The 26020-nt window shown below is 61.1% G+C and carries 26 protein-coding genes; 15 read left to right on the top strand and 11 right to left on the bottom strand.

Translation table 11 applies throughout. From position 1 onward, the window contains the following. The 3 genes from CXK96_RS12115 to CXK96_RS12125 form a co-directional block, all read right to left on the bottom strand. Positions 1–513 (bottom strand): TRAP transporter small permease, encoded by a 513-nt coding sequence (locus tag CXK96_RS12115; protein WP_102836692.1) that lies wholly within the window; start codon positions 511–513, stop codon positions 1–3. A 72-nt stretch (positions 514–585) separates the two neighbouring features. Further along, on the bottom strand, positions 586–1593 hold the full coding sequence (gene dctP, locus CXK96_RS12120; RefSeq protein WP_102836693.1) for a TRAP transporter substrate-binding protein DctP: 1008 nt from the start codon (positions 1591–1593) through the stop codon (positions 586–588). 561 nt (positions 1594–2154) lie between these two features. Then, positions 2155–3408 (bottom strand): cation:proton antiporter, encoded by a 1254-nt coding sequence (locus CXK96_RS12125; protein ID WP_102836694.1) that lies wholly within the window; start codon positions 3406–3408, stop codon positions 2155–2157. Between the two features lie 171 nt (positions 3409–3579). Between CXK96_RS12125 and CXK96_RS12130 the strand changes: the two genes are divergently transcribed. Both CXK96_RS12130 and CXK96_RS12135 read left to right on the top strand, forming a co-directional pair. Beyond that, a complete protein-coding gene (locus CXK96_RS12130; RefSeq protein WP_102836695.1) occupies positions 3580–4014 on the top strand; it encodes a hypothetical protein in 435 nt (144 codons plus the stop codon). A gap of 72 nt (positions 4015–4086) precedes the next feature. Continuing rightward, positions 4087–4536 carry a c-type cytochrome gene (locus CXK96_RS12135; protein WP_102836696.1) on the top strand — a complete coding sequence of 150 codons (450 nt, stop codon included), beginning with the start codon at positions 4087–4089 and terminating at the stop codon, positions 4534–4536. 21 nt (positions 4537–4557) lie between these two features. On the opposite strand, the gene CXK96_RS12140 is transcribed toward CXK96_RS12135, so the two are convergent. Genes CXK96_RS12140 through CXK96_RS12150 form a run of 3 tightly spaced genes read right to left on the bottom strand, consistent with a single transcriptional unit; the run spans position 4558 to position 8069 of the window. Then, the gene (locus CXK96_RS12140) at positions 4558–4938 is read right to left on the bottom strand and encodes a DUF1090 family protein (RefSeq protein ID WP_180981520.1); all 381 of its coding nucleotides are present in this window, start codon (positions 4936–4938) and stop codon (positions 4558–4560) included. Between the two features lie 58 nt (positions 4939–4996). Next, entirely contained in the window at positions 4997–6679 is a 1683-nt protein-coding gene (gene ligB, locus CXK96_RS12145) for an NAD-dependent DNA ligase LigB (protein ID WP_180981521.1), read from the bottom strand. Between the two features lie 55 nt (positions 6680–6734). Then, positions 6735–8069 (bottom strand): ferredoxin reductase family protein, encoded by a 1335-nt coding sequence (locus tag CXK96_RS12150; protein ID WP_102836699.1) that lies wholly within the window; start codon positions 8067–8069, stop codon positions 6735–6737. A 148-nt stretch (positions 8070–8217) separates the two neighbouring features. Between CXK96_RS12150 and CXK96_RS12155 the strand changes: the two genes are divergently transcribed. Then, positions 8218–9147, top strand: a complete 930-nt coding sequence (locus CXK96_RS12155) for an ABC transporter ATP-binding protein (protein ID WP_102836700.1) — start codon at positions 8218–8220, stop codon at positions 9145–9147. Next, positions 9144–9905, top strand: a complete 762-nt coding sequence (locus tag CXK96_RS12160) for an ABC transporter permease (protein WP_102836701.1) — start codon at positions 9144–9146, stop codon at positions 9903–9905. Before CXK96_RS12155 ends, CXK96_RS12160 begins: the two co-directional genes overlap by 4 nt. Positions 9906–9970: 65 nt before the next feature. On the opposite strand, the gene metK is transcribed toward CXK96_RS12160, so the two are convergent. The 4 genes from metK to CXK96_RS12180 form a co-directional block, all read right to left on the bottom strand. Next, on the bottom strand, positions 9971–11161 hold the full coding sequence (gene metK, locus CXK96_RS12165; protein WP_102836702.1) for a methionine adenosyltransferase: 1191 nt from the start codon (positions 11159–11161) through the stop codon (positions 9971–9973). Positions 11162–11175: 14 nt separating this feature from the next. Then, entirely contained in the window at positions 11176–12177 is a 1002-nt protein-coding gene (locus tag CXK96_RS12170; RefSeq protein WP_102836703.1) for an ArsR/SmtB family transcription factor, read from the bottom strand. Positions 12178–12255: 78 nt separating this feature from the next. Beyond that, on the bottom strand, positions 12256–12861 hold the full coding sequence (locus CXK96_RS12175; RefSeq protein ID WP_102836704.1) for a LysE family translocator: 606 nt from the start codon (positions 12859–12861) through the stop codon (positions 12256–12258). Next, entirely contained in the window at positions 12858–13754 is an 897-nt protein-coding gene (locus tag CXK96_RS12180; protein ID WP_102836705.1) for a TauD/TfdA family dioxygenase, read from the bottom strand. Before CXK96_RS12180 ends, CXK96_RS12175 begins: the two co-directional genes overlap by 4 nt. Before the next feature lie 161 nt (positions 13755–13915). Between CXK96_RS12180 and CXK96_RS12185 the strand changes: the two genes are divergently transcribed. The 7 genes from CXK96_RS12185 (at position 13916) to fba (ending at position 21251) form a co-directional block, all read left to right on the top strand. Next, complete coding sequence (locus CXK96_RS12185) at positions 13916–14836, top strand: LysR substrate-binding domain-containing protein (RefSeq protein ID WP_102836788.1); 921 nt, start codon at positions 13916–13918, stop codon at positions 14834–14836. A 108-nt stretch (positions 14837–14944) separates the two neighbouring features. Beyond that, positions 14945–16942 carry a transketolase gene (tkt, locus tag CXK96_RS12190; protein ID WP_102836706.1) on the top strand — a complete coding sequence of 666 codons (1998 nt, stop codon included), beginning with the start codon at positions 14945–14947 and terminating at the stop codon, positions 16940–16942. Positions 16943–17102: 160 nt separating this feature from the next. Beyond that, the gene (epd, locus tag CXK96_RS12195; RefSeq protein WP_102836707.1) at positions 17103–18149 is read left to right on the top strand and encodes an erythrose-4-phosphate dehydrogenase; all 1047 of its coding nucleotides are present in this window, start codon (positions 17103–17105) and stop codon (positions 18147–18149) included. Positions 18150–18210: 61 nt separating this feature from the next. Then, complete coding sequence (locus tag CXK96_RS12200) at positions 18211–19371, top strand: phosphoglycerate kinase (RefSeq protein ID WP_102836708.1); 1161 nt, start codon at positions 18211–18213, stop codon at positions 19369–19371. 102 nt (positions 19372–19473) lie between these two features. Beyond that, complete coding sequence (locus tag CXK96_RS20965) at positions 19474–19668, top strand: hypothetical protein (RefSeq protein WP_102836709.1); 195 nt, start codon at positions 19474–19476, stop codon at positions 19666–19668. A 17-nt stretch (positions 19669–19685) separates the two neighbouring features. Next, the gene (locus tag CXK96_RS12210) at positions 19686–20018 is read left to right on the top strand and encodes an MliC family protein (RefSeq protein ID WP_102836710.1); all 333 of its coding nucleotides are present in this window, start codon (positions 19686–19688) and stop codon (positions 20016–20018) included. 168 nt (positions 20019–20186) lie between these two features. Continuing rightward, complete coding sequence (fba, locus tag CXK96_RS12215; protein WP_102836711.1) at positions 20187–21251, top strand: class II fructose-bisphosphate aldolase; 1065 nt, start codon at positions 20187–20189, stop codon at positions 21249–21251. Between the two features lie 66 nt (positions 21252–21317). Here fba and CXK96_RS12220 read toward each other — a convergent pair whose 3' ends face one another. Further along, positions 21318–21695 (bottom strand): response regulator, encoded by a 378-nt coding sequence (locus CXK96_RS12220; protein ID WP_102836712.1) that lies wholly within the window; start codon positions 21693–21695, stop codon positions 21318–21320. Positions 21696–21909: 214 nt separating this feature from the next. Here CXK96_RS12220 and CXK96_RS12225 point away from each other — a divergent pair, with 214 nt between their 5' ends. The 4 genes from CXK96_RS12225 (at position 21910) to CXK96_RS12240 (ending at position 26018) form a co-directional block, all read left to right on the top strand. Continuing rightward, on the top strand, positions 21910–22530 hold the full coding sequence (locus CXK96_RS12225; protein ID WP_102836713.1) for a class I SAM-dependent methyltransferase: 621 nt from the start codon (positions 21910–21912) through the stop codon (positions 22528–22530). 201 nt (positions 22531–22731) lie between these two features. Next, the gene (locus CXK96_RS12230) at positions 22732–23010 is read left to right on the top strand and encodes a DUF3509 domain-containing protein (protein ID WP_102836714.1); all 279 of its coding nucleotides are present in this window, start codon (positions 22732–22734) and stop codon (positions 23008–23010) included. A gap of 116 nt (positions 23011–23126) precedes the next feature. After that, on the top strand, positions 23127–23600 hold the full coding sequence (locus CXK96_RS12235) for a hemerythrin domain-containing protein (RefSeq protein WP_102836715.1): 474 nt from the start codon (positions 23127–23129) through the stop codon (positions 23598–23600). Between the two features lie 207 nt (positions 23601–23807). Beyond that, a complete protein-coding gene (locus CXK96_RS12240; protein WP_102836716.1) occupies positions 23808–26018 on the top strand; it encodes a putative bifunctional diguanylate cyclase/phosphodiesterase in 2211 nt (736 codons plus the stop codon). The last annotated feature ends 2 nt before the right edge of the window (positions 26019–26020 follow it).

The raw sequence follows: 26020 nt of genomic DNA on the forward strand, positions 1-26020 counted from the left end.
TCAAAGCTCCTTTTGGCTCAGCTGTTTAATGCCGGCCAGTGAGCCGATGACGTCCCTCAGCGAGTAGCAGCTGCAACCAATGGCCGCGAGCATGATGGATGCCTGGGGCAACCACAGCGGGATGCCCATTCCCGGGGTCGATTGCGGACGGCGAAGCCCCCAGCTCAGCATGCGGTAGGCGAGTACCACGAAGAACAGGCAGATCAGGAACGAAATCAGCGAGATCAGAGCCTTGTGGATCAGCTGAAATCGCTGGTCGGTGATCTTCAACTCGATGAAGTCGACCTTGAGATGCTCGTTGCGCCGGCAGGCGATGGTGCCCCCGAGCATATAAAGCCACATGCCGAACAGCATGATCAGCTCCAGCAATCCCACTATGGACCAGCCGAACACATAGCGGGCCAACACCAGAAACAACATCAGACCAACCACCAGCAGACTGGCAACGAACGCTGCGGCCTCTAACAACCAGCCCACGCCTTTATCCAGTCCGGAAAAGAATTCTCGGATCATTTTTCTTCCAGCGTATGAACAAGCCGGCCCGCAAAGCGGGCCGGTTGTGGATTAAAGCCTGAAATTCGCTGATTACAGCGCAGAGGCGTTCTTGCGGATGGTGTCCATGATCTCTGGGCCCACTTCCTTGTCCATCTGTGGCCAGACCTTCTCGCGCGCGGCTTTGGCGAATTCGCGGATCTGCGCCTCGTTAGGCTCGAAGTACTTCATGCCCGCTTCCTGAGCTTTGGCGATGTAGTAATCGTCCTGCTGTTTGGCAGCCTTGAACTGCTCGTTCATGATCTCGATAGCCGCGTCGCTGACGATCTTCTGCTCCTCTTCGCTCATGTTTTCCCAGGTGTCCTGGTTGGCGGACAGAATGCCGGTCATGAAGAAGTGCTTGGTCTGCACGTAGTAATCCAGGGAATCGCGGAAGTACTCGTAGTCCCAGTAGATGACGTTGCCGGCTTCACCATCGACCACGCCGGTCTGCAGCGCGGTGTAGACCTCGCCCCAATCGATTGCGGCGGTCTGGTAACCCAGCGCCTGCATGGTCTGTGGCGCCGGGAACACGGTCATGGTGCGTACTTTAAGGCCATTCGCATCGGCAATATTCAGTGCATATTTGCCTTTGGAGGCGACACCGTTGAACCCTTCCGGCCAGGGGCCGAAGAACTTCAGGCCGATATCGCTGTAAATCCCGCCCAGCATGTTATTGACCCAGCCGCCAGGGCTGTAGGCCTTGAGCGCTTCATCCCAGGACAGCGTCATGTAGGGTGTGTAGATAACGCCGATGCGCTTGTCGTAAGACGTCATCGGCCAGTTCAGCATCAGATCGACGTCACCGGCGACATGCAGGTCAAACACTTCCTGCTGGCCGCCAAGCTCGTTCTGGTAGAAAACCTTGGCTTTGATCTCGCCGTCCGACTTTTGCTCGATCAGCTCGCCCCACTTTTTCAAGGCGTCGCCCGCCGGTGAACCCTTGGTGCCAGAGTCTGTAGCGAGTTTCAACGTCAGTGCCTGGGCATGCGTGCTCATTATCAAGACAGATGCTGCCGCACCAGCGAGCAACGTCTTCAGCGTGGCTTGGATTGTTCTCATTTTTTTCACCCTAGCTCCCTAACGGTTATCGAAAAGTGCGCAGATAGGCGACAGGCCTGTGCGATGTCTAATAGGTTCTGCGCAACCAGCAGGGCCCACTCGACATGCCTTCCGCCCCGACCATCAAGCTTCGGGGCCTGTCAGCGCTTTGAAACAGGACCGCATTGCGCGGTGCATCAAGGCCTATTCCTGATGCACGGGGTCTGTCAGGCTCCACGGTTCAGCCGTAGCGACAGGGCGCAAGGTTTGCGGTCAAGTACGGACCCGATGGTACGAATGCCATCCTGGGCGAGTGTTCTGGAAGCGACGCGTTGGCACCGGAAAACGATGCGGCAGTGACGGATATTGATTTACGTCAACGCTTCGGAGGGTTGGAGCCCGCGGGCAGCTAGTGGAGGCAAGAGTCGTGTGGCTCTGGATCCTCTCAGGATTTCGAGCAATTCGAGCAGACACTACGCGGTTGGCTTTCTCCAGATGAGCAGGCGCTTGCGCAAAGACGCCCCCCCGCGCTGGCTACAGCCGTGATCGTGGTAGGGCCTACCCCTGGCGCTTACCCAGGGATCAGTGAGAGCGGTCCGTATCGCGCGTGCAGATCCGCCGAACCAGCCTGCCAATGCTCAGTCCCTGTACCAGGATCGAGAACAGCACCACCAGATAGGTGATGTTCAGCAGCAGATTGCGCTCGTCGCTGGCTGGCAGCGCCAGCACTAGCGCTACAGAAATGCCGCCTCGCAGCCCGCCCCAGGTGAGGATGCGCACGGTGCCGTTGGGCAGTGCGCGGCCCATTACGCGCAACAGAAAGGCTGCCGGACCGACTGCCACCAGGCGGGTGCCAAGGATGAGGAGGGTGACGCACAGCGCAATCAGCAGGTACTGCGCGCTGAATGGCAGTAGCACCAACTCCATGCCGATCAGCACGAAGAGCACTGCGTTGAGAATCTCGTCGAGTAGCTCCCAGAAGTTATCGAGGTTGTCCCGGGTGTGATCCGACATGGCATGCCGGCGCCCCTGGTTACCGATGATCAGTCCGGCCACCACCATGGCGATGGGGCCGGAGACGTGCAGGTGCGTGGCCAGGGTATAGCCGCCCAGCACCAGCGCGAGGGTCAGCAAGACCTCCACCTGGTATTGGTCGATGCTCTTTAGCAGGGCAAAGGTCAATGCGCCAAGCAGAGCGCCGAGCAAGATGCCCCCTCCGGCTTCCTCGACGAACAACCATATGGCTTCCCCCGCGCCGGGCGCTTCGCCGCGGGCGAGCACGCCCAACAGCACGGTGAACACCACGACTGCGACCCCGTCGTTGAACAGCGACTCGCCGACGATAGTGGTCTCCAGTGCCTTCGGCGCGCCGGCCGAACGCATGATGCCGAGCACGGCGATGGGGTCGGTTGGCGAAATAAGCGCGCCGAACAGCAGGCAGTAGAGCAGCGGCGGCTGGAGTCCGAAAAGGTCAAGGATCCACCAGCTGCCCAAGCCGATCACGGCCGTGGAAAACAGCACCCCGACTGTAGCCAGTAGACCGATCGCCCAGCGGCGGGCGCGCAAATCGGTCAGATTGATATGTAGGGCGCCCGCGAAAAGCAGAAACGACAACATCCCGTCCATCAACAGGTGATTGAAGTCGATTCGCCCGACCAACGCCTCGATCTGCGCTTCCAGCTCCGGCAGACCCAACACCGCCAACCCATGCAACAGCAGCGAAAACACCAGCGCCGTGGCCATCACGCCGATGGTGGGTGGCAAGCCAATGAAACGGTAGTTGAGGTAGGCGAGCAGCGCCGTAAGGCTGATGAAAATGGCCGAGATTTCTAGCATGGAGTCCTCAAGTCAGCGTCCGTAGGCTGCAAAGAGTGGACTGGATGAGGGCGCAAATGGTGCCGAGCGAATCATGCGCTTGGCGAATCGCGAACTCGGTCAACGACTGGGCGGTCGAACGCTAAGGTTCGGTGAACCTCGCCGGGCGAGTGACCCTCAGGAGCTGCCAACATGAACCTCTTGTTTCGTTCTGTTCTGCTAGTCATTACGGCCGGGTTGAGCCTGCCGGCTGCCGCCAATTCCTGCTATGTCAGCGCCGAAACCTCCGGCGCAGTGCCGCCGCCGGTGGTGACCGAGAAGTGCTTTCGCTACGAGGGCATGGGCGACAACAACATCGATTGGGTCTGTCAAAACAACGAGGCGGTGAAGAATTCTCGCCGGGAGATCCTCGGCAGTTGCCCATCCGGTCATTTCGGCGTCTGTACGGCTGCGTTGACGCCCGCAACCCTGGCCAACGAACGCGCCACCGGTAGCCAGGCGACCAGCACGCCCGCGCCCACCACGGTGCCCGAGCAGGCGCGCATCATCACCTACTACTACAAGGCAACCGACCACGCTCAGGCCAAGATCGACTGTGAAAGTGCGGGTGGTGAATGGTCGCAGTAGGCGGATGAGGTTTGGTGATACGGCTGGCAGGGGCGATAATCGCCGGCCGTTGTATTTGCGAGTAGTCGAACCATGAAGTTGTTGCCGTTGAGTGTGTCGCTGGTCACCGTGTTGGCGCTGTTGGCTGGCTGTGATCGCATCGATCCCGATTCTCCTCTCGGCAAGCGCAAGGCCATCTACCAGCAGATGCTCGACGTCAAGGAGGACCTGGGCGGCATGCTGCGCGGTCGCCTGCCTTTCGATCCGGAAGGCTTCACCAGCGGAGCGGCGAAGCTTGATCAGTTGTCCCGCCAGCCTTGGCAGTACTACCCAGAAGTCAAGGAAGCGCAGAGCGATGCCCGTGACGACGTCTGGCAACAGCAGGCGCGGTTCAAGCAGATGGCACGTGAACTCGAGGCCCGCACTGCCGCGCTCGTGGCAGCGACCACACAGACGGCGGTGACTGCGGAAAGTGTCGCGCCGGCATTTCAGCAGGTCGAAGATGCCTGCGAAGCCTGCCACAAGGAATTTCGCGCCTATTGATCATGTGGGCGTCGAACGCTGTCAGTGCTTGGCCGCTTCCAGTTGCTTGCGCGCCTGATCTAGGCGCCGCTTGCTCACCTCGATCACCCGCTGATCACCCGTTCCCAACGCCTCGCGCAGCTGCGCTTCGCGCGTCGTCGCCAGGCGCATCGCGCGTTCGATTTCAGCGTGGTTGGGCTGCAGTGGGACTACACCACTGCAGCGCTCGGTCAGGTTTTGCAGCTGAGCTTCCAGTAAAACGCGTTGACCGCTGTCGCCCTTCAGGCGGGCGTCCTTTATCTGCTGGCTGATGTGCTCGCGCTGAGCGCTGCACGTGGCATCCGTCTCTGCGGCGGCCATCGCTGGCTGATTCACGCAAAGGCAGAACAGCATAGAAACGAGGAGATTGTGCCGGCCGGTCATGCACAGGTCCTTTTTTTGTTGTGATGTCATATGACTGGAGGCGAGCGGTGAAGTGCCGCTAGAAACCGACGATTCCGGCCTCACGCAGCTGCTGTCGCAGCCGTAGAACGTCCGGCGACGTGAAAAAGGCGCGCAGGTGCTGAGCGCGTGTTGCGCCAATGCCGGGCTCCGCTTGCCATTGCGTCAGGCTGACATTGGCCACGGCTTCCCAGTTCTCGGCGGGGATTGCATCGGCGCCAGGGGGCGCGCCGAGCGCGCGTAGCCAGGTGGCAAGGGGCCGCTCGCGGGCCAGCTGGAAACTGCTAAACAGACTGCTGGCACTGGCGTCACCGATGCCCGGAATCTGTTGCAGACGACGCTGATCGAGCTGCAGCCAGTCAAGCAGGTTTTCGACCAGCCCGGATTCCACCAGTGTTTGCCAGGTACCAGGCCCCAACCCTGGCAGGTCGAGACCGTGCTTGCCGCTGAGCCAGACGAGGCGTGCGACGAACTGCTGCTCGCAGCCAGGGCTGGCTTGCCAGCAACTCAGAAAATGGTAGTCACCGGGTCTGGGCGCCTCGACTCGTTGCCGCTGCTGCATGCGCCAGACGACACGCTCGAAGCGCGGAACAGTCAGGCCGGCCAGGGCGATCGCGACCTGATCGTCGGGCTGCACGTCCTCTTGCTGCCAACGCTTCACGGAGCCGAGGCTGACGCGGCTGACAAGGCGGTCATCGAGCTGTACCGGCTCCAGCTGCAGCACCGGCGTGATTCGGCCGCTGCGGCCAATGCTGAACGTTACGTCGCGCACACGGGTGACGGCTGTCCGCAATGGGTATTTCCAGGCGACTGCCCAGTGCGGTGGCTGGGCCTGCCAGCGGGCAGCCTCTGGACGTTGGCCTTGGCGCAGCACGATGCCGTCGGTGGCGAACGGCAGGCGGTGGTGGAACCAGTACTCACGCCAATCTCCGGCTTGCTCGGCGGTATCCAGCGGCAGGGTCATCGCGGCACTATTGCCGAAGTTCATCGCAATCAGTCCTGCAAGGCGTGCCTGCATGTCCCTAGGGCCGTTGGGCCAGTCCCAGACAAACAGGCCGATCTGCGCGGCGGTTTCCTGATCCAGCGCCTGCCTCGCCATCGCCCCGGCGACACGGCTGCGTGCCCCGACACTGCCGGCTTCGGCCTGGACATGGTCCTGCAAGCGCCAGTACAGCTCACCCTGCAGGATCAGCTCTCCGCTGACGGGCAGCGCTAGCGGTATGGCCTGTAGCAGTTGGGCCCGGTCGGTCCAATCCTGCCCGTGACTGCCGTTGCCGCGGCTTACCAGCCGGACCAGAGAACCGTTCCGGTAGTGCAGCGTCACCGCGACACCATCCACTTTGGGTTGCACCCAGACATCCGAGCGAGTCGCGAGCCATTCCTTGACCGCCTCGGCATCTGCGAGCTTGGTCAGCCCGGTTTGGGCGACCGGATGGGCTACGGGCCCTTCGGCGCCGTCAAGCGGGTCCGCCGCAGGTGTTGCGTTGATTGCAGCAAAGCATTCTTGCCATTGATCCAGGCGCTGCCGGGCCTGGTCGTAGATTTCATCATTGACCAGCGACAGGCCGCGCCGATGATAGGCATCGTCCCACTCTGCCACCTGGGCGGCCAAGGCTGTGAGTTCTGTTTCGGCTCGGCGGTTCGGCCAGTCAGGGCACTCGGCCATTGCCAGGCAGGAGAAGGTACAGAGCGCTGCTGCAATCAAACGCTGCATAAAGAGCATCCTTGCTCATTGAGGTCGGCACATTCTGCCCCCCATGCTCAGCTGCGGCCGTGCGCTAGCGCATGTTGAACAGTTCCTGATGGAAATCGCTGGCCGGCAGGCCGTGCTCGGTCAGGTCATGGCGCAGTTCGCTGCCGAAGCGGGCCGGCCCGCAGAACCAAACGTCGCGGTTTTGCCAGTCGGGGACCAGCTGGCGAACCCGTGCTGGCGTAAGCCGGCCCTGTTCGGCTGTCGTCAGGACGTGCAGGCGTATGCGGGCTGCTTCCGCCAGCGCTTCCAGGCCCGCGATGAAGCCCTGGTCCGGTGCACCGGTGCAGTAGAAAAGATCGACTTGGTGGCGTTGCTCTTTATCCGCCGCCAGCGCCTGCAGTTGGCCGATGAAAGGCGCAATGCCAATGCCGCCGGCAATCCAGATCTGTGCTGGTGCGCGTCCGCGAAAATCAAAACAGCCGTAAGGGCCTTCTATCGTGACGGCATCGCCGCTGTGCAATGTTTGCGGCAGGGTGCGGGTGTAGTCACCGATGCCTTTTATCGAGAACGACAGCTGGCCGTCGTTCTGCCAGGCACTGGAGACGCTGAACGGGTGCGGGCCTTCAGTCTCGTCAAACGTGACAAAGGCGAACTGCCCCGGCGTGTGCCCCGGCCAGGCGCCGTCCAACATTATGTGCACCTGCAAAACGCGGTTGTCGGCGTGGTAGGTGAGTTCTTCAATGTGGCCGACCACCTGATGTCTGCGACCTACCCGACGCAACAACGAGACGCCCGCCGCGAACGAGCCGGCGGCAAGTAGCAAAGCCATGGTGGCGCCCAACACTGAAGACCAGTAGGCCGGTGGCATCAGCATCACGCTGTGCGCTACCAGCACCAGATAGACCAGGCCCAGCCAGCGATGCGTCTTGAAGAACCAGCGATAGGGGAACTGCTTGAGCAGCGCGAGGATGATTAGCAGCGCGGCCAGGTAGAACGCCCACTCACCGATGTCCTCGGCGAAACCGCGCTGCTGGTGGAGCCAATCGATCAGCCCTTCCTGGATCTGACCCGCGCCGCGTCGCGCTGGAGGTTGGAGCCAGCCCAAATCCACCAGCCATTTAGGAATTTGCGCCCACCCCCAATGCACTGCCGATACCACCAAGGCGGCGATGCCCAGCCATTTATGCAACCGGTAGTTCTTGTCCAGTCCGCCCAGCAGGCGCTCCAGCCACTGTGGGCGGATGGCGAGGTAGATCGCCGCGCTCATGGCGGTGATGGCAAGAGCGCCACTGTAATGAACCATGTCTGCGCGCAGCGGCCAGAAACGGGAGTAGTCGACTGGGACGACGCCAGCTGTGGTGAGCCAAAGAACGGTTACGGTTGTGAACAGCGTGACGAAGGCCAGTCTGATCCGCTGCATACAAGGCCCCTCCTGTTGTGCCGACGGCATGAGCAGCATGCGCTTGCGATACGGCTGTGGGCATGATCGTTATCAACGGCATTGATTAGTGAGCTAATCAACAGCGCCGTACAATCGTCAGCCAAATGTTTTGCGGAGTGATTCATCTGTGCAACCCGTGATCACCATCGAGCACCTCACCAAGACCTACGCCTCAGGACATCCGGCGCTCAAGCAGATCGATCTAGAGATCCACAAAGGCGAGATCTTTGCCCTGCTTGGGCCCAACGGCGCGGGCAAGACCACACTGATCAGCATCATCTGCGGCATCGTCAATCCCGGTAGCGGACGCGTGTTGGTGGATGGCTTCGACATCATCAATGACTACCGCGCCGCGCGTTCGAAGATCGGGCTGGTGCCGCAAGAGCTGTTCAACGAAGGATTCGAGAGCGTCTGGGCGACGGTGCGGTTTTCTCGCGGTCTTTTCGGCAAGGCGCCGGACGACGCTTACCTTGAGCAGCTGCTGCGCGACCTGTCGCTGTGGGACAAGAAGAGCGCGCGCATTATCGAATTGTCCGGCGGCATGAAGCGCCGGGTGATGATCGCCAAGGCGCTGTCCCACGAGCCGAGCATTCTGTTTCTCGACGAACCCACGGCGGGCGTCGACGTCGAGCTGCGCCGCGACATGTGGGAAATGGTCCGCCGCCTGCGCGAGCGCGGCGTGACCATCATTCTTACCACGCACTACATCGAAGAGGCCGAGGAGATGGCCGACCGCATCGGTGTGATCAGCAAGGGCGAGATCATCCTGGTCGAGGACAAGAAAGCGCTGATGCAGAAGCTTGGCACCAAGCAGCTGACCCTGCATCTGCAACGGCCGCTGGCAGAGATTCCGGCGGAGCTGGCCAGCTATCCGCTCGAACTGGTCGACTCGGGCAACCAGCTGGTGTTCACCTTTGATGCCCAGCACGAGGACACCGGCATTGCTGACCTGCTCAGGCGCCTCGCCGCCCACGGCATCGACTTCAAGGACCTGCAGTCGAGTCAAAGTTCTCTGGAAGAAATCTTCGTCAGTTTGGTGAAAGGCAGCCGCACATGAATTTCCATGCAATCCGCGCCATCTATCTGTTCGAGTTGGCGCGCACCTGGCGCACGCTGTTGCAAAGCATCGCCACCCCGGTCATTTCCACATCGCTGTATTTCGTGGTCTTCGGTTCGGCCATCGGTTCGCGCATGGAGGCGATGCACGGCATTCCCTACGGCGCCTTTATCATTCCCGGCCTGATCATGATGGCGCTGCTCACCGAGAGCATTTCCAACGCATCGTTCGGCATCTACATGCCGCGCTATTCCGGCACGATCTACGAAGTGCTGTCGGCGCCAGTGTCGTATCTGGAGATCGTGATCGGCTACGTGGGCGCTGCAGCAACCAAGTCGATCATTCTCGGCCTGGTGATCCTTCTCACGGCGCGCTTGTTCGTCGATTACGAGATCGCTCATCCCTTTGTGATGGCGCTGTTCCTGGTGCTGACGGCGGTGACCTTCTGCCTGTTCGGTTTCATCATCGGCATCTGGGCGGATGGCTGGGAAAAGCTGCAAATCGTTCCATCGCTGATCGTCATGCCGCTGGCTTTTCTGGGCGGCAGTTTCTACTCCATCGAGATGCTTCCGCCGCTCTGGCAGAAGGTCACGCTGTTCAACCCGGTGGTGTACCTGATCAGCGGCTTTCGCTGGAGCTTCTACGGCGTTTCCGACGTTAACGTCGGCATCAGCCTGGCCATGACGCTGGGCTTCCTGGCGCTGTGCCTCGGGTTGATCTGGTGGATCTTCAAGACGGGCTATCGGTTGAAGAACTAGCCTGAATGAAAAAGCCCCGCTCAGCTTTTGCTGGCGGGGCTTTTTTTGTGCCGGCGGACTGTGTTTTACAGGCCAGCAGCGGCGCGCAGGGCGTCGGCTTTGTCGGTCTTTTCCCAGGTGAAGGCGGTGAAGGTGTCGCCACCGACCGTCATTTCAACTGGAGTACGCCCGAAGTGGCCATAGGCTGCGGTGGCTTTGTACATCGGGTGCAACAGGTCGAGCATGGTGGTGATTGCGTACGGACGCAGATCGAAATGCTCGCGGACCAGGGCGACGATCTTCTCGTCGCTGAGCTTGCCAGTGCCGAAGGTGTTGATCGAAATCGACGTCGGCTGGGCCACGCCGATGGCGTAGGAGACCTGAATTTCGCAACGCTCGGCCAGGCCGGCGGCGACGATATTCTTCGCCACGTAACGACCGGCGTAGGCGGCCGAACGGTCGACCTTGGATGGGTCCTTGCCGGAGAACGCGCCGCCGCCATGACGGGCCATGCCGCCATAGGTGTCGACAATGATCTTGCGTCCGGTCAGGCCGCAGTCGCCCACCGGGCCGCCGATGATGAACTGGCCGGTCGGGTTGATGTGGAACTGGGTGTCCCTGTGCAGCAGCTCAGCCGGGATCACGTGTCTGACGATCAGCTCCATCACCGCTTCCTTGAGGTCGGAATGCTTGACCTCAGGATTGTGCTGAGTGGAGAGCACGATGGCGTCGATGCCGACCACCTTGCCGCCTTCGTAACGGCAGGTGACCTGGCTCTTGGCATCCGGACGCAACCACGGCAGCAGGCCGTTCTTGCGCGCTTCGGCCTGGCGTTCGACCAGTGCGTGGGAGAAGCGGATCGGGGCGGGCATCAGCACGTCGGTTTCGTTGCTGGCGTAGCCGAACATCAGGCCCTGGTCGCCAGCGCCCTGATCCTCCGGCTTGGTGCGGTCAACGCCCTGGGCAATGTCCACTGACTGCTTGCCGATGATGTTGATGATGCCGCAGGTGGCGCCGTCGAAGCCGACTTCCGAGCTGTTGTAGCCGATGTCGACGATAACGTCGCGCACCAGCTGCTCGAGGTCGACCCACGCGCTGGTGGTCACCTCACCGGCGACAATGGCGACACCGGTTTTGACCAGCGTTTCACAGGCCACGCGGGCGTGCTTGTCCTCGGCGATGATGGCGTCCAGCACCGCATCGGAAATCTGGTCGGCAATCTTGTCCGGGTGCCCTTCGGACACGGACTCGGAGGTGAAAATCGAGTATTCGCTCATCTATCGGTTCCTAATTACCGGTGGGTGAGTCGGCTGTCAGGGGCGAGCCGGGAAAAGTACCGGGTCTGGATCTGAAAACCGTTCTTCAAGCCAATGTAGAGGCTCTCGCCGGGCGTGAGCCCCGCGGCATCGGCCCAACGGGCCAGATCGTCCTGTTCGAAGCCTAGCCAGAGATCGCCGCAGGCCTCCTTGGCCCAACTCTGGTTGTGGCTGCACAGCTCGGTGATCAGCAGGCTACCGCCCACGTTCACCAACCGCGCCAGTTGCTTGAGTGCTTCACCTGGCGCGGCCAGATGATGCAAAACCATGTTCAGCACAACGCAGTCGGCTGACGGACATTCGTCCTGCAAGGCGTCTGCAAGTTTCAACTCGACATTTTCCAGCGCATCCTGCTCGCAACGTGAGCGAGCCAGCTCGAGCATCGCCCGGCTGTTGTCCACCGCGACCACTCGGGCGAACCGATGAGCCAGTTCCGGCAGAAAGCCGCCGTCGCCGGGGCCTACCTCCAGTGCTGTAGCCTGGGCTGGAAGATTCAGCGCATCGAGCAGCGCGACCACGCTGTCGCGGTACTGCGGGAAGCCGGCAATCATGTCCTGCCGCGCCTGAAAGCTGCCGGCCATTCTTGCGAAGAAGTCTTCGCTGGCGGCGCTGCGCTGGGCATGCACCGTGGCAATGCGCGCCTGCACATCCAGCGGCAGGCTCAGCTGATCGACCTCTTCGAGCAGTGCGGCATGCAGCTTGCCGCCAAGGTTGTCGCTCTGGGGCAGGGCGCGTCGATAGAAGATCGCGTTGCCTTCACGGCGCGTCGCCAGCAGGCCGGCCTGGTTCAGCACCTTGAGGTGATGGCTGATGCCGGATTGTCCGGTGGCAAAAATCTGCGCCAACTCGAGCACGCCGAACGAGTCGCTGGCCAGCGCACGCAGCACGTTCAGCCGCAGCGAATCGCCGCCGGCCTTGCACAGGGCGGCGAGCTGATCGCTGTCGTCGAAAGACATCTGGGGAATGCGCAGGCTCATAGGCAGCGCAGTCTAGTCGGTCGATTTTCGTCCAGCAATGGCAATATCAAAAAGTTTTGATATTGGACAAGCGGCGCCTTAGCCGATCAGGCTGTTGACGCCCATGCCGCAGGAGACCAGGCCCAGGGCCAACAGAAAAAAGTTGGGCAGCAGATCGAGCAGCCCCTGCAGGCGGTCATTGCTCGACAGTTGGCGTGACACCAGGCTGTAGGTAATCAGAATCGAAACATCGACCAGCGCCCAGATGGCGATCAGCGCCAGCGCCTGCGGCGCGAAGGGTTGCGCCGGCAGAATGAAGCCTGGCAGAAATGCGAGAAAGAACAGGATGTCCTTGGGGTTGGACAGCCCGACCGCCATGGCCCGCCAGAAGTAGTGTGACTGCGGGCGGGGTACCTCCCTGGCTTCTTCGCCACCGCCGCCACACAGGCCGTCGGCGCCAAGCCAGATCAGATAGAGCCCGCCGAGCACCTGGCCCCATTCGAGAATGACCGGTTTCAGGTCAAGGGCCAGGTAGATCAGCATCAGCGCGGCGATCAACAGCAGTTGCGCGGAAATCACGCCGCCGAGAATGGTCCAGGCCGGCCAGCTGCGCCGCGCATCGGCGACAACCAGTGCGACGACCGGGCCGGGGGAGGCGATCAGCAGGGCGACCGCGGCAGCAAAGGCGAGATAGGTGGCATTCATAGCTCGGTTACCAGTTCGAAGATGCGCGATTGCTTGCCCAGCTTTTCGGTGTAGAAGCGCAGGTTGCAGCTGGCGAAGGTGCGCTGCATCCAGCGGTCGCTGCCATCGAAACGGGCCGTGAAGGGGCTGCGTGCGTGTGCTGTGCGGCGGTTGTCGATGATCAGCAGATCGCCATGGGTGAGCCGCACCGGCTCGACCACCTCCCAGGCAATGGCGCGCAGTCGGTCCAATGCACGCTGAGCCCGATCGCTGTAGGCGACCATGAATTGCGGGTCGAAGCGCAGAAAGGGCGCGTCGGGGTCGCCGTAGAGCACGGTTTGATGCTTGTTGATATCGATGCGCTGGTTCTTTTCGCTGGGGCCGTAGTCGGAGAGAAAGTTGTACGGCTCGTTGAGAAAGAACACCTGATCTTCGTAGGAAAGCCGGTCGAGAATGCGTTCGGCCGAAGCAATGTAGGTAACCGCTTCAGCCGCCGGGTCCTGGCGCAGGCAGAGCAGCAGCAAGTAGTCGGGCTGGATCGCGTGAAAAGCGTTCTCGGTGTGCAGGTCGAGTTCGGTGTCGAAGCTGTCCGACGTCGCGGCGCGTGACTGCGTCTGCTGCGGGAAAAAATTGTTGACGATGCAGCCGCCCGATTCCTGCACGTAGCCGATGGGTTCGCCCAGCAGGGCGGTAGCTTGCAGCAGCAGGCGCTCGCTGCGGTCGTCTTGCTTGTTCCGCTCGGTGCGTGAGGCGGGCGTCGGCGGGATCTCGCCGATGTCCGTGTCCTCCACGAGGACAAAGCCCTTGGCGTTACCCATCAGCTTGAAATCGAGGATATCCGCTATCTGCGCCTGACTGAGTCCCCCGTGACGAATGCTGGCAGATAAAAGTTGATCGAACTCACGAGTGGGCATGTCATCCTTCCCTAGCGTTATACAGGCAGAGGCCTCTTTTTTGAGTCGGTGTCAGCACGTGGCTGGCCGATTGCTGGCGAGTATTGGTGGGGCCTGGAGGGTTGCAAAATGGAAAAAACGACCATCTGGCATGAGTTTTACTCATGCTGGAGCCTGGTGGCATGACGTTGCGCATGCCGCCGCTCTATGCGCTGCGCGCCTTTGAGGTCGCGGCACGCTTCGGCTCGTTCACACAGGCCGCGGAAAGTCTGTGCATTACCCAGAGTGCGGTCAGTCGACACGTGAAGACGCTGGAAGAAAGCCTCGGCTGCCCGCTCTTCGAGCGGCGCGGTTCACGGCTGGCACTGACCGACACCGGACGGCTGCTGGCGCAGGAACTCAAGGTCGGCTTCCGAACCATCGAGAACGCCTGCATCGCCATCAACCGTCAGCAGGATGCACTCCGGCTGAAAGCGCCGTCGACGCTGACGATGCGCTGGCTCCTTGGCGCGCTGGAGAGTTTCCAGATCGACCAACCGCAGGACCGCGTGCAACTGACCAGTGCCTGGATGGACCTCGATTCGGTGGACTTCCACAACGAGCCTTTTGATTGCGCCATCCTGCTCGGCCATGGCGGATTTCCGGCCGACTGGAACCGGATCAAGTTGTTCGATGAGTGGCTGGTGCCGGTCTGCTCACCGGCGTTTCAGGGCGGATCACCCTGGACAGCCGCGCGCCTCGCCGATGCAGCGCTGATTCACCCCTCGCGTGACTGCCGGGATTGGCGACGCTGGTTGCAGCGCGTCGGCTGGGTCGAGTCAGTCAACTGGCAGCAAGGCAAGCTGTTCGACACGCTGGAGCTGGGAATTTCCGCGGCGGCGCAAGGGCATGGCATCTCGATCGGCGACCTGGCGTTGGTCAGCGCCGAATTACGCAAAGGCTCGCTGATGCTGCCGTTCGACCAGGCGGTGCGCTCCGGCGATAGCTATTACCTGGTATGGCCGGCAGCCGGTGAGACGCCCCCGACGCTGAGCCGAATGAAGGACTACCTTCTGCAGCATTTGCCGGACATCGGCAGCTGTGGCGTCAGGCTGCTCGACTAAAGGCTGGCGTTGGCAGCGACTCGGCCCTTATTCAGTCATTGCCCCGCCACCCGCGGTAGGGGAAAATGGCCGCCTTTTTCTTCGTACACCCCCGCAGGAGATTCAGCGATGCCCAGCCGTCGTGAGCGAGCCAATGCCATCCGCGCCCTCAGCATGGATGCTGTGCAGAAAGCCAACAGCGGCCACCCGGGTGCCCCCATGGGCATGGCGGACATCGCCGAGGTGCTCTGGCGTGATCATCTGAAGCACAGCCCGACCAACCCGCTCTGGGCCGACCGCGACCGCTTCGTGCTGTCCAACGGCCACGGCTCGATGCTGATCTACTCGTTGCTGCATCTGACCGGCTATGACCTGTCCATCGACGACCTCAAGAACTTCCGCCAGCTGCACAGCAAGACCCCGGGTCACCCGGAGTTCGGCTACACCGCAGGCGTCGAGACCACCACCGGGCCGCTGGGTCAGGGACTGGCGAATGCCGTGGGCTTCGCCCTGGCCGAGAAAGTCATGGCGGCGCAATTCAACCGCGACGGGCACAAGATCGTCGACCACCACACCTATGTATTCATGGGTGATGGCTGCCTGATGGAAGGCATCAGCCATGAAGTGTGCTCGCTCGCGGGCACCCTGGCGCTGAACAAGCTGGTCGCTTTCTACGATGACAACGGCATCTCCATCGACGGCGAAGTCCATGGCTGGTTTACCGATGACACCCCGCGCCGCTTCGAGGCCTACGGCTGGCAGGTGATTCGCAACGTAGACGGCCATGACGCCGACGAAATCCAGATAGCACTCGAGACGGCGCGCAAGAGCGACCGGCCGACGCTGATCTGCTGCAAAACCATTATCGGTTTCGGTTCGCCGAACAAGCAGGGCAAGGAAGAGTGCCACGGTGCCGCGCTCGGTGATGCCGAGATTGCCCTGACCCGTGAGGCGCTGGGCTGGACGCATGGCCCGTTCGAGATTCCGGCCGATATCTACGCCGAGTGGGACGCCAAGCAGAAGGGCGCCGACGCGGAGAACGAGTGGAACAAGCGCTTCGCCGCGTACGAAGCCGAATTCCCGGGTCTGGCATCCGAGTTCAAGCGGCGCATGGCCGGTGAGCTGCCGGCCGACTTTGCGGAAAAGGCGAGCGAGTTCATTCGTGAAGTCGCCACCAAGGGCGAAACCATCGCCAGCCGCAAAGCAAGCCAGAATTGCCTGAATGCCTTCGGCCCGCTGCTGCCTGAGCTGCTCGGCGGCTCGGCGGATCTGGCCGGCTCCAACCTGACCCTGTGGAAGGGCTGCAAGCCGGTGGTTGCCGAAGATGCATCAGGCAACTACATGTACTACGGCGTGCGCGAGTTCGGCATGGCTGCAATCATGAACGGCGTTGCGCTGCACGGCGGCCTGATTCCTTACGGCGCCACCTTCCTGATGTTCATGGAATACGCACGCAACGCTGTGCGCATGTCGGCGCTGATGAAGCAGCGTGTGCTCTATGTTTTCACCCACGATTCCATCGGTCTCGGGGAAGACGGCCCGACTCACCAACCGATCGAGCAGCTGACCAGCCTGCGTACCACGCCGAACCTGGACACCTGGCGCCCGGCCGACACGGTCGAATCAGCCGTGGCGTGGAAGCACGCCGTCGAGCGCAAGGACGGCCCGAGCGCGTTGATCTTCTCGCGTCAGAACCTGCCGTATCACATTCGCGACAACGAAACCGAGTCGTCCATTGCCAAGGGTGGCTACATCCTCAAAAACTGCGAAGGCGAGCCGGAGCTGATCCTCATCTCCACGGGTTCGGAAGTCGGTCTGGCCGTCCAGGCCTACGACAGGCTGACTGAGCAGGGCCGTAAGGTGCGTGTGGTCTCGATGCCGTGCACCAGCGTCTTCGACGCGCAGGACGCCGCCTGGAAGCAGCACGTGCTGCCGGTCGAAGTCGGCGCGCGCATCGCCATCGAAGCGGCCCATGCGGACTACTGGTACAAGTACGTCGGGCTCGACGGCCGCATCATCGGGATGACTACCTACGGCGAATCGGCCCCGGCTGGCCAGTTGTTCGAGGAGTTCGGCTTCACCGTCGAGAACATCCTCGCGGTTGCCGAAGAGCTGCTGGAAGACTGATAGGTAAGCTGAAAGCTGGAGGCTTGCTTTAAGCCTTCCAGCTCAGGTTTTGCGACATCACAGCAGCTGAGAAGGGGCGGCTCAGGATTGTCGGTGGCGGCGGTACGAACCACTTCCGGTCTTGGCTTCCCGCTTCCAGCTCGCACAAGACGAGCCGCGAATGCCCCAAACTTCCCCTTACCGCATCGCCCTCAACGGTTACGGCCGCATCGGTCGCTGCGTGCTGCGTGCCTTTTACGAGCGCGATGCCGCGTTTGATTTCGAGATAGTTGCCCTCAACGACCTTGCCGATATGGCCAGTCTGGAATACCTCACCCGTTTCGACTCTACCCACGGCCGTTTTCCCGGCGAGGTGGGCGTGGAAGGCGATTGCCTGCACTTGAACGGTCACTGCGTGAAAGTGTTGCGTGAGTCGACGCCTGAAGCGGTCGATTGGCGCGCTTTGGGGGTGGATCTGGTGCTGGAGTGTTCCGGTGCCTACAACACCCGGGCCGGTGGGGAGCGCTTTCTCGCTGCAGGCGTTCCGCGGGTGCTGTTTTCGCAGCCCATGAGCGGCGCCGCGGATGTCGATGCAACAGTGGTCATGGGTATCAATCACCAGCGCCTGACGGGCGTCGAGCGACTGGTGTCCAATGCGTCCTGCACGACCAATTGCGGCGTGCCGCTGCTCAAACTGCTTAACGACGCGATTGGTCTGGATTACGTATCGATCACCACGATTCACTCGGCGATGAACGATCAGCCAGTGATCGACGCCTATCACCACGACGACCTGCGGCGCACGCGCTCGGCCTTCCAGTCGGTGATTCCGGTCTCCACCGGCCTGGCAAAAGGAATCGAGCGCCTGCTGCCGGAACTCTCGGGGCGGATTCAGGCCAAAGCCGTGCGGGTGCCAACGGTGAACGTGTCCTGTCTGGATATCACGCTGCAGATGACGCGTGATACCGATGCGTCGACGATCAACCGAATCTTACGGGAAGCCGCTGAATCCGGGCCGTTAAAAGGCCTGCTCGCGTATACCGAGTTGCCCCATGCCAGTTGCGATTTCAATCACGACCCGCATTCGGCGATCGTCGATGGCAGCCTGACGCGCGCTTCTGGGCCGCGGCTGGTGAACCTGTTGGCGTGGTTCGACAACGAGTGGGGTTTCGCCAACCGCATGCTCGACGTGGCCGATCATTATCTGCGCGCCGCCCACCGCACTTAGCCGCCGCACCGGGCGTCCGCGGCTTGAAAACATCGCCGTTCTTGAACTTAAGGAAGATCACATGACCGTTTTGAAGATGACCGACCTCGACCTCCAGGGTAAGCGCGTGCTGATCCGCGAGGACCTCAACGTGCCGGTCAAGGATGGCGCAGTGAAAAGCGACGCGCGCATCCTGGCTTCGTTGCCGACCATCAAGCTGGCGCTGGAGAAGGGCGCGGCGGTGCTGGTCTGCTCGCACCTCGGCCGTCCGGAAGAAGGTGTGTACAGCGAAGAAGACAGCCTCAAGCCGGTCGCCGATTACCTGAGCAAGGCGCTCGGTCGCGAAGTGGCGCTGGTCAAGGACTACCTCGACGGCGTCGAGGTGCAGGCCGGCGAGTTGGTGCTGCTGGAAAACGTGCGCTTCAACAAGGGTGAAAAGAAGAACACCGACGAGCTGGCGCAGAAATACGCGGCGCTGTGCGATGTGTTCGTCATGGACGCCTTCGGCACTGCCCACCGTGCCCAGGGTTCGACCCACGGCGTCGCCAAGTTTGCCAAGGTCGCCTGCGCCGGTCCGCTGCTCGCGGCTGAGCTGGATGCACTGGGCAAGGCATTGAAGAGCCCGGCACAGCCGATGGCGGCCATCGTCGCTGGCTCCAAGGTCTCGACCAAGCTGGACGTGCTCAACAGCCTCAGCCAGGTCTGCAATCAGCTGATCGTCGGCGGCGGCATCGCCAATACCTTCCTGGCAGCGGCCGGCTACCCGGTGGGCAAGTCGCTGTATGAGGCGGATCTGGTCGACACTGCTAAGGCCATTGCTGCAAAGGTCAGCGTACCGCTGCCGGTTGACGTAGTCGTCGCCAAGGCCTTCGCCGAAGACGCCGAAGCCACCGTCAAGGCAGTCGCCGACGTGGCCGAAGACGACATGATTCTGGACATCGGTCCGCAAACGGCGGCCAATTTTGCCGAGCTGCTGAAGTCTTCCAAGACCATCCTGTGGAACGGCCCGGTTGGCGTGTTCGAGTTTGATCAGTTTGGTAACGGCACCAAGGTTCTGGCCCAGGCGATTGCCCAAAGCCCGGCGTTTTCCATCGCCGGTGGCGGTGACACCCTGGCAGCGATCGACAAGTATGGCGTGAGCGAAAAGATCTCCTATATCTCCACTGGCGGTGGCGCCTTCCTCGAGTTCGTCGAAGGCAAGGTTCTGCCAGCTGTTGAAGTGCTGGAGCAACGCGCAAACTGAAGCGGCTGATGGCCTTTTGTCGTTACAAACGTAACGGCGAAAGGCAACCCCTGCGACGGGTTGCTGTCTCTGTTCTGTCCAGATGAGGAATGGAGACTCACCATGCGTTTTGCCGCAATAGCTGTTTGCTGTATTGGCCTAGCCGGTTGTGCCGGAGGTTCGCCGGGCTCGCTCTGCGAAGTAATCGACCCGCCACCGGCACAGAGCCCGACTGCGCAGAATGATCAACGCATTGAGATGCAAAGCACGGGCGACCCGACTGCAGGAACCGCCGCGGATATGCAGGATTGTCCCTGAGCCAGCAAGGAGGACCAATGAAAGGTCTGCTCATTCCGATTGCTGCATTACTGCTCGGAGGGTGCGGGCACTGGCAATCCGGTCCGGATGCGCCCTTTGTAGTTTGGAAGTGTCAGAGCGAGCAAAACATAGCCTGGCGCTATGCTGATGACAGCCACCAGATGGTGGAGCTGAAAATTGGCGACAGCCAGCAGGTTCACAGATTGCGCAAGGAACCGGTGACCCGTGGTGCTTTCTATAGCGATGGTGTTGTGGCCTTTCATGACAAGGGGACTGGTGCGCTGGTCTATCGTCTGGCTGATGACAAACTGCTCGCCCATGGTTGCAGTGCGTCGTTGATCAATATCTGATCTAACAAGCGGCTGGCTCCCCTGTTTTAAGGCGTTTTTACCGGGTCTGATGGCTTTTGAGCCGTCCACCACTACAATGCCGCGCCATACCGCGCGGTGCTTGAACACCGTCAGCCCTTGCGGCAGGCTTTACACGATTAATCGACCCTAACCGGGAGAAAGGAAAACATGGCACTCATCAGCATGCGCCAGATGCTCGACCACGCCGCCGAATTCGGCTACGGCGTGCCGGCCTTCAACGTAAACAACCTCGAGCAGATGCGAGCCATCATGGAAGCGGCCGACAAGACCGACTCCCCGGTGATCGTCCAGGCTTCGGCCGGTGCTCGCAAATACGCCGGCGCGCCGTTTCTGCGCCATCTGATTCTCGCCGCGGTGGAAGAATTCCCGCATATCCCGGTGGTCATGCACCAGGATCACGGCACCAGCCCTGACATCTGCCAGCGCTCGATCCAGCTCGGCTTCAGCTCGGTCATGATGGACGGCTCGCTGCGCGAAGACGGCAAGACGCCGTCCGACTACGAATACAACGTCCGCGTCACTCAGCAGACCGTTGCTTTCGCCCACGCCTGTGGTGTGTCGGTGGAAGGCGAGCTGGGTTGCCTGGGCTCTCTCGAAACCGGTATGGCCGGTGAAGAAGACGGCGTCGGCGCCGAGGGCACACTGGATCACAGCCAGCTGCTGACCGATCCGGAAGAGGCTGCTGACTTCGTCGCCAAGACCAAGGTCGACGCCCTGGCCATCGCCATCGGCACCAGCCACGGCGCGTACAAGTTCACCAAGCCGCCAACCGGTGACACCCTGTCGATCCAGCGCATCAAGGAAATTCACCAGCGCATCCCGGATACTCATCTGGTGATGCACGGCTCCTCTTCGGTCCCGCAGGAGTGGTTGAAAATCATCAACGAGTACGGTGGTGACATCAAGGAAACCTACGGTGTGCCGGTCGAGGAAATCGTCGAAGGCATCAAGTACGGCGTGCGCAAAGTGAATATCGATACGGACCTGCGTCTCGCCTCTACCGGTGCAATCCGCGAGTTCATGGCGAAGAACCCCAGCGAATTCGACCCGCGCAAGTACCTGGCCAAGACCGTGACCGCCATGCGCGACATCTGCATTGCGCGTTACGAGGCGTTCGGCACCGCCGGCAATGGCTCGAAGATCAAGCCGATTTCCTTGGAAGGCATGTTTGAGCGTTATGCGCGCGGCGAGCTCGACCCCAAGGTCAACTGAGTCGATGCGTTGAAAAACGAGCCCGCCTAGTGCGGGCTCGTTGCGTTTGGGGCGTAGTTCTTTGCGTCAGGCTAGCAGCTGCTGAATCTGGCTGCGCAAAGAATCCAGTGAGAACGGTTTGGCCAGGATCGGCGCGGAGCGCGCAATCTCGCTGCCTGATTCCTGGATCTCGATGGGGTAACCGCTGATGAATATGATCTTAAGGTCGGGTCGCAGCTTCAATGCGGGCTCCGCAATCATCACTCCGGACACGCCGCCAGGAAGACGAAAATCAGTCACCAGCAGATCGAGTTGCGGCTTTGTCGCCAGGATCTCGAAGGCCCGCGGCGCATCGGCGGCCTCCAACACCTTATAGCCTTCGCCGGCTAGGTAATCAGACAGCAGGGAAAGGATGTGAGGTTCGTCTTCGACGAGTAAAACGACTTTCTTGTGTGCTTGGCTCATCGGAGCGATTCTCGATGTGTTTCATGAACATAGTGCGGTAGGGGCATTAATCCACGCGGATCAGCGTTGGAGCGAGTGCCGCTGCGCAAGTTCATTGATGTGCAGCTGCTCGTCAATCGTTTGCTGCGATTTGGCGATCTTTTCGCGATGCCACATGCATTGGCAACCGACAGTCGAGTAGTTAGGCTCACCTTTTCATCGCTGGAGTTCCCTCATGCCTGACGAAAATCATCGCGCTATTTCGGAACTGACGCTGGACGACTATCGCACCAACGCCGAGGCCTTTCGCGATGGGACCCGAGATCACGACGTCAGCCAGAACATCGATGCGTTGCTCCGGCACATCGAGGGCAAGGCGCCGCTGCGTATTCTCGATCTTGGCTGTGGTCCAGGGCGGGATCTCAAAGCGTTCACAGCGCGCGGGCATATTGCGGTCGGCCTCGATGGCGCAGAGCCCTTCGTGACAATGGCACGTGCCGAAACGGGGTGTGAAGTGCTGCATCAAAACTTGCTCGAGCTGGATCTCCCGGCCGAGTCGTTCGATGGCATTTTTGCCAATGCTGTGCTGTTTCATCTGCCCAGTCGCGAAATCGCCAGCGTCTTGTCGAGACTCCACGCGGCGCTTCGGCCTGCCGGGGTATTGTTCTGTTCCAACCCACGCGGCGACAACCAGGAAGGCTGGAGTGGCGCCCGCTACGGCACCTGGTACGACTGGCCTACGTGGCAGCACTTGCTGCATTCCGTCGGATTCATTGAATTGGAGCACTACTATCGCCCGCCAGGGCTGCCGCGCGAGCAACAACCCTGGCTTGCAAGCGTCTGGCGCAAGGCCTGAGCGCTCGACAGCGAACTTCAATATTTGTTCTTCCGCACAGCAGAATGCATGCCGTAAGCGTAACCGTCATGCGTTTTGCATGCGTACAAAGCGCCATTATGTGACTCAAGTCGCTGAAATGAAGCGAGTTTTTATGTTTGCCCGGTTGGCATGATCGATGCTCTAGCTACGTACGCTGGAACATAACCGGAGTACACAATAATGATTGCCGCTGAAAAAGTTCTCTCTGCCGCGTTTCCCGAGTTTGAAGTCGTCACCGCACCTCGTCCTGATGGCGGGCTCCTGCTAACGCTTCGTAACGATGATCGGGACGTCATCAAGCGGGCCCTGTCCAAAGGACAGACCCAGACGAATATCCAGCTTGAGTGGGTCATCAGTTCGGTCCGCCGTGACCTGGCGCTGGAAGCGGGAATGTCGCCCGCCATCGCCCGCCTGCAAAGCCAGAGCCGTACCGGGCTGCCCACCTACGAGTACGCCTGAGTCGGACGGCAGGCCTGTATTGCCACAGGCCTGCCGTACTCGGACGTGCCTGCCTAGCGCTGACGATCAGACCGAAGAGCCTGAATGCAGTGCAAACCTGATGAGAGGAAAACCCAATGAACGCCATTGACCTGTTGATCGACGACCACGAGAAAGTCAAAGACATTCTGACGCGCCTCACCGATACCTCCGAGCGTGCCGTCAAGACCCGCACCGAACTGTTACAGAAGCTGGAAATGGAAGTGTCGATCCATACCCAGCTGGAAGAACAGATTCTCTATCCAGCCTTCAAGGAAGCGGGTGGGAAAGAGGAGAAGACCATGTACCACGAGGCCAAGGAAGAGCATCGTGCAATCGATTCGCTGGTGCTGCCAGACCTCAAGGCTACTGACCCCTCGACGCTTGAGTTCTCCGGGCGCGTGAAAGTCTGCAAGGAACTGCTCGAGCACCATATCGAGGAAGAAGAGTCCGAAATGTTTCCCACTGCGCGTGAGTTGTTCAGCGATGACCAGCTGAGCGAGATGGGACAGCAAATGGAAGAGCTAAAGAGCCGCCTGAAGAAAGAATTCGCTGCGAAACAGGCCGCCTGACTGATCGCCACCGGGGCGCAACGCCCCGGTCTAGCCTGGTCGATCAAAGCAGCAAGCCCCGCCTATTGCCCCGCTGATCTGCATCAATATTCCCCCACGACGCTACTGTCAGGCTTGATGGCTTACTGCTACTAGCCGGCGAGCTTGCCTGCATGTAGTTGCTCAAGCGAAAGGAGCTGCGCTTTGCGGCTCCAGAGTAGGTGGTGGATGGAAGACGAGCTGAAGGAATTGCTGCAGCGGATCGGTCTTGGACCTGAGGCGATCCGGACGCGCATGCGCTTTCTGGAATGGCAGCCCAGCGATGGCGCGAGGCTGAACAGTGCAGCTGCCGACCTGGACGATGCGCAAGCCCGGTTCATCGAGCGCCTCTACACACACATGGCTGCGTTCGATACACCGACCGCCATGTTGGCCGATCCCCAGCGGCTGGTGCGGCTCAAGCACAGTCAGCGAAGCTATTACGAAAGGTTATGGAACGGCCCGTACGACCGCGACTATGTGAAGGACCGTCTGTTGGTCGGGCTGGTGCATCAGCGGGTGGGCGTCGATCTGGAGTGGTACCTGGGTGCCTACCGGCTGTATCTCGGTGACATGCTGGCCGAGCTACTGGGAGATGCTCCGGGTTACGCGGTGTTCAACAGCCTGCTCAAGGCAGTGTTCTTTGACATGATCCTCGCCATCGACACCTATACGGTGGCGCAGCGGCAGGCGCTGGAGGACAGCGAAGCACGCCTTGCCCGTGCCTTGAGAGGCACCGAGGATGGCATCTGGGACTGGCACATCGATGCCGATCAGCTCTATCTCTCCGAACGCTGGATGGCCATGCTGGGCCTTTCCGCCGAGCCAGGGTACACCAGCGACAGCTGGTTCAAACGGGTCCATCCGGATGACCTGGCGGGCCTGCGCGAAGCCATTTCCGCGCACCTGGGTGGCCGGACCGCAGCGCTGAACCACGAGTACCGCATTCAAACTCACTACGGCGAGTACATCTGGGTACAGGTGCGCGGCGTCGTTGAGCATTGCGAACGCAGCGGGCGGCGCATGGCCGGTTCGCAGACCAATATCAGTGCGCGCAAGATCGCTGAAAGCTGCCTTCACCACGCGGCCCGTCACGACCCGCTGACCGGGCTGGCTAATCGTCTGCACATGGATGAGCTTCTCAGCGCCGCGCAGCAGCGCAGTGGGGTGCGTGAATCAGCGCTGCTGTTCGTCGACGTTGATCGTTTCAAACTGATCAACGACAGCCTGGGTCACCGTGTCGGCGATCAGGTCCTGGTGGAAGTTGCCCGGCGTCTCTCCGGCTGCCTGCGTCCTGGTGATCATCTTGCCCGTTTCGGCGGCGACGAGTTCGTGGCCTTGCTCGGCGACCTTGCCTGCGCCAGCGACGCCGAGCGGGTGGCGCAGCGCATGCTCAATGCACTGCGTGCGCCGTTGCAACTGGCTGAGCGGACGCTGACACTCTCGGCCAGCATTGGTATCGCTCCGCTGCAGCGTGATGGCAAACCGCTGGATGCCTTGCAAGCCGCCGATCTGGCGCTGTACCGCGCCAAGGACGCCGGCAAGAACCAGTTCGCCTTGTACTGCGAGGGGCTGCAAAGCACGGCGCAGCGTCAGCTGGAGCTGCAGAGCAATCTGGCGCAGGCGCTCGAGCGCAACGAGTTCACGCTCTGTTACCAACCGATATGTCGCCTGGTTGATGGTCAGGCCCATCTGGCCGGGGTCGAGGCACTGCTGCGCTGGCAGCATGACGGTCGCTCGGTCGGCCCCCAAGAGTTCATCCCGATCCTCGAGGAGTCCCGTGAGATTGTCCGGGTCGGCGAGTGGGTTCTACGCGAGGCCTGCGCGCAGGTACGTCGCTGGCAGCAGGCCGGTCAGGCGCAACTCTACTGCTCGGTGAATCTGTCGATCAGGCAGCTGCAGCAGTCCGACTTCATCCACCGTCTGACCGCGATACTGGGCGAGACGCAGCTGCCCGCCTCGAGCCTGGTGCTGGAGATCACCGAAACCCTGTTGATGCAGCACAGCGATGCGGTGCGGGCGACCCTGCAGGAAATCGCCAATCTGGGTGTACGGCTGGCGCTGGATGATTTCGGCACCGGTTACTGCTCGCTCGGCTATCTGAAACAGTTTCCTCTGCACATTCTCAAGGTCGACCGCAGTTTCATTGCAGGGGTGGGTGAAGATGCGGATTCCGTCGTGATCAGCCGCGCCATCATCGGGCTGGGCCAGAGCCTGGATCTGACGGTGGTTGCCGAGGGCGTCGAAGAGCCGAAGCAGTTGGCATTTCTCGAGGCCGAACGCTGCGAGTACGCTCAGGGCTATCTGTTCAGTCGACCCTTGTCAGCCATCGACCTGCGCCGGAGCTTCCGTAATGACCACTGTGTCGACGGCCTTTGGCAGCTGGCCGTTTCGGCCTAGCT

The organism is Stutzerimonas stutzeri, from assembly GCF_002890895.1.
Classification (GTDB): domain Bacteria; phylum Pseudomonadota; class Gammaproteobacteria; order Pseudomonadales; family Pseudomonadaceae; genus Stutzerimonas; species Stutzerimonas stutzeri_AB.

Bases quoted from the DNA above. Each gene is read 5' to 3' on its own strand.
- CXK96_RS12115 (WP_102836692.1), bottom strand. From the start codon at position 513: ATGATCCGAGAATTCTTTTCCGGACTGGATAAAGGCGTGGGCTGGTTG.
- dctP (WP_102836693.1), bottom strand. From the start codon at position 1,593: ATGAGAACAATCCAAGCCACGCTGAAGACGTTGCTCGCTGGTGCGGCA.
- CXK96_RS12125 (WP_102836694.1), bottom strand. From the start codon at position 3,408: ATGCTAGAAATCTCGGCCATTTTCATCAGCCTTACGGCGCTGCTCGCC.
- CXK96_RS12130 (WP_102836695.1), top strand. From the start codon at position 3,580: ATGAACCTCTTGTTTCGTTCTGTTCTGCTAGTCATTACGGCCGGGTTG.
- CXK96_RS12135 (WP_102836696.1), top strand. From the start codon at position 4,087: ATGAAGTTGTTGCCGTTGAGTGTGTCGCTGGTCACCGTGTTGGCGCTG.
- CXK96_RS12140 (WP_180981520.1), bottom strand. From the start codon at position 4,938: ATGACCGGCCGGCACAATCTCCTCGTTTCTATGCTGTTCTGCCTTTGC.
- ligB (WP_180981521.1), bottom strand. From the start codon at position 6,679: ATGCTCTTTATGCAGCGTTTGATTGCAGCAGCGCTCTGTACCTTCTCC.
- CXK96_RS12150 (WP_102836699.1), bottom strand. From the start codon at position 8,069: ATGCAGCGGATCAGACTGGCCTTCGTCACGCTGTTCACAACCGTAACC.
- CXK96_RS12160 (WP_102836701.1), top strand. From the start codon at position 9,144: ATGAATTTCCATGCAATCCGCGCCATCTATCTGTTCGAGTTGGCGCGC.
- metK (WP_102836702.1), bottom strand. From the start codon at position 11,161: ATGAGCGAATACTCGATTTTCACCTCCGAGTCCGTGTCCGAAGGGCAC.
- CXK96_RS12170 (WP_102836703.1), bottom strand. From the start codon at position 12,177: ATGAGCCTGCGCATTCCCCAGATGTCTTTCGACGACAGCGATCAGCTC.
- CXK96_RS12175 (WP_102836704.1), bottom strand. From the start codon at position 12,861: ATGAATGCCACCTATCTCGCCTTTGCTGCCGCGGTCGCCCTGCTGATC.
- CXK96_RS12180 (WP_102836705.1), bottom strand. From the start codon at position 13,754: ATGCCCACTCGTGAGTTCGATCAACTTTTATCTGCCAGCATTCGTCAC.
- CXK96_RS12185 (WP_102836788.1), top strand. From the start codon at position 13,916: ATGACGTTGCGCATGCCGCCGCTCTATGCGCTGCGCGCCTTTGAGGTC.
- tkt (WP_102836706.1), top strand. From the start codon at position 14,945: ATGCCCAGCCGTCGTGAGCGAGCCAATGCCATCCGCGCCCTCAGCATG.
- epd (WP_102836707.1), top strand. From the start codon at position 17,103: ATGCCCCAAACTTCCCCTTACCGCATCGCCCTCAACGGTTACGGCCGC.
- CXK96_RS12200 (WP_102836708.1), top strand. From the start codon at position 18,211: ATGACCGTTTTGAAGATGACCGACCTCGACCTCCAGGGTAAGCGCGTG.
- CXK96_RS20965 (WP_102836709.1), top strand. From the start codon at position 19,474: ATGCGTTTTGCCGCAATAGCTGTTTGCTGTATTGGCCTAGCCGGTTGT.
- CXK96_RS12210 (WP_102836710.1), top strand. From the start codon at position 19,686: ATGAAAGGTCTGCTCATTCCGATTGCTGCATTACTGCTCGGAGGGTGC.
- fba (WP_102836711.1), top strand. From the start codon at position 20,187: ATGGCACTCATCAGCATGCGCCAGATGCTCGACCACGCCGCCGAATTC.
- CXK96_RS12220 (WP_102836712.1), bottom strand. From the start codon at position 21,695: ATGAGCCAAGCACACAAGAAAGTCGTTTTACTCGTCGAAGACGAACCT.
- CXK96_RS12225 (WP_102836713.1), top strand. From the start codon at position 21,910: ATGCCTGACGAAAATCATCGCGCTATTTCGGAACTGACGCTGGACGAC.
- CXK96_RS12230 (WP_102836714.1), top strand. From the start codon at position 22,732: ATGATTGCCGCTGAAAAAGTTCTCTCTGCCGCGTTTCCCGAGTTTGAA.
- CXK96_RS12235 (WP_102836715.1), top strand. From the start codon at position 23,127: ATGAACGCCATTGACCTGTTGATCGACGACCACGAGAAAGTCAAAGAC.
- CXK96_RS12240 (WP_102836716.1), top strand. From the start codon at position 23,808: ATGGAAGACGAGCTGAAGGAATTGCTGCAGCGGATCGGTCTTGGACCT.